Below are 2,281 nucleotides of genomic sequence, written 5' to 3' on the forward strand. Positions count from 1 at the left end.
GTGTCTGCAGTGGAACCAGAGGATCCTCTTAACCATGAGGCTACTCATCCAGACGTTCGCCATCTGCCTGGCCCTCTCTCTTTGCTTGGCAGTTCCCACGCATCATCATGAGCATGGTGACGATGAACAGGTAGGTCATGGGCCTGGTCATAAAAACAATGGTCCTGACCATAAAAACAATGGTCCTGGCCACCATCACTTTGACCGCTGCACGGAATTAGTGTTTGATGCTGCGATTGAGACCAAGGAAGGAATTTACTACTTCTTTAAGGATGATCATGTGTTTAAGGGGTTCCATGGTGACGGTGAGCTTACAAATATGACCTTCCCTGAACTGGATGACCATCTGGTGGGACACGTGGACGCAGCATTCCGCATGCCATCTGAGGACAGTCCTGACCACCATGAGCACCTGTATTTCTTTCTGGATAACAAGGTTTTTAGCTATGAAAATCACAAGCTGAATGATGGATATCCCAAAGACATCTCTGAGGAATTCCCTGGCATTCCAGACCATTTGGATGCTGCAGTTGAGTGCCACAAGCCTGACTGTCCCAAGAACACTGTGATCTTTTTCAAGGGACATGAAATCTACCACTTTGACATTGACAGCAAGGAGGTACATCATAAAGAATTCAAAAGCATGCCCAACTGCTCTGCTGCCTTCCACTATACTGGACACTATTACTGCCTCCATGGCCACCGTTTCTCTAAGTTCAACCCCAATACTGGGGCGGTTCATGGAAGATATCCAAAGGAGGCTCGTGACTACTTCATGAATTGTCCCAATTATGGTGATAAGACTGAGAAAGAACACCTCGAGAGAGAACAGTGCAGCCATGTGCATCTAGATGCCATTACTGAAGACGATGATCATGATCTGTTTGCTTTCCGAGGCCACTACTATCTTAGTAGAATTGATGGAAAATCTCATGCTGGCACTATTGAGAGTGGCTTTAAAGATCTGCATGCTAACATCGATGCTGCCTTTGCCCATGATGAGCACATACACATTATTAAGGATGACAAAATGTATGTCTATAATATATCACACGCAGTCGGAGAGGCTCACAAACTCAGAGAAGGTTACCCCAAAACTGTCAAGGATGAACTCGGACTTGAGGGTCATATAGACGCTACCTTTATTTGCCCTAAAGATCACACTGTTCATGTCATCCAAGGAAATAAAATATATGATGTGGACTTGAATGCACATCCACCAACCCATACAGAGGCAAAACCTATCCCACTTAAGCATGTTGATACTGCTATGTGTGGAGACAATGGTGTGATAGTAGTGGTTAAAGATGATTACTATCACTATGCCTCACCCCTGACATTCATTGCATCCAAGATCAAGCCTCACAAGCAAGATGTGGCAACGGGTCTGCTTGGCTGTCCTTATTATGATGGTAAGACTGAGGCAGAACACATTAAGAGAGAGCAGTGCAGCCATATGCACCTGGATGCCATCACTGAAGACGATGATCATGATCTGTTTGCTTTCCGAGGCCACTACTATCTCAGTAAAATCGAAGATAAATATCATGCTGGCCCTATAGAGAGTGGCTTTAAAGAGCTGCATGATGATATCGATGCTGCCTTTGCCCATGATGAGCACATCCACATTATTAAGAATGACAAAGTATATTGCTACAATATATCACACACACATGGAGAGGCTCACAAACTCAGAGAAGGTTACCCCAAAACTGTGAAGGATGAACTGGGACTTGAGGGTCATATAGATGCTACCTTTATCTGCCCTAAAGATCACATTGTTCATGTCATCCAAGGAAATAAAATATATGATGTGGACTTGAATGCACATCCACCAACCCATACAGAGGCAAAAACTATCCCATTTAAGCATGTGCATACTGCTATGTGTGGAGACCATGGTGTGAAAGTAGTGGTTGACGATGATTATTTCGAATATGCCTCACCCCTGGAATTCATTGCTGCCAAGATCAAGCCTGAGAAGAAAAGTGTGCCCAAGGACCTGCTTGGGTGTCCCCCAAAAGCGTAAGGGACAGAAAGAAGATAGCGCCACATCTAAAGGAGGAGCACACAATTTCCATCTTCTGAATCATGTAAAGTTAAGATGTAAACAGGCTGTAGTGATGCTCCTCTGACATTCGTCACTATGGCCTCAAATGTATTTTCCTACCTCTTTTGCTCCGATTAACTAAGCCTGACTTTTACTCCACAAACTGCAAATTGAGCTATGTTTCTTTATTTGTCACTGTGCAGTGTGGCATTCCAAATAGCTGTATCCAAC

The 2,281-nt window shown here is 44.2% G+C and carries 1 protein-coding gene; it reads left to right on the top strand.

The window, feature by feature from the left end; genetic code table 11:
* On the top strand, positions 1-2,029 hold a 2,029-nt coding region (locus GFJ41_RS20835; RefSeq protein WP_206001593.1), incomplete at its 5' end, for a hemopexin repeat-containing protein.
* Between the last annotated feature and the right edge of the window lie 252 nt (positions 2,030-2,281).

It is taken from the genome of Paraclostridium dentum (assembly GCF_012922555.1).
Taxonomy (GTDB): domain Bacteria; phylum Bacillota; class Clostridia; order Peptostreptococcales; family Peptostreptococcaceae; genus Paraclostridium; species Paraclostridium dentum.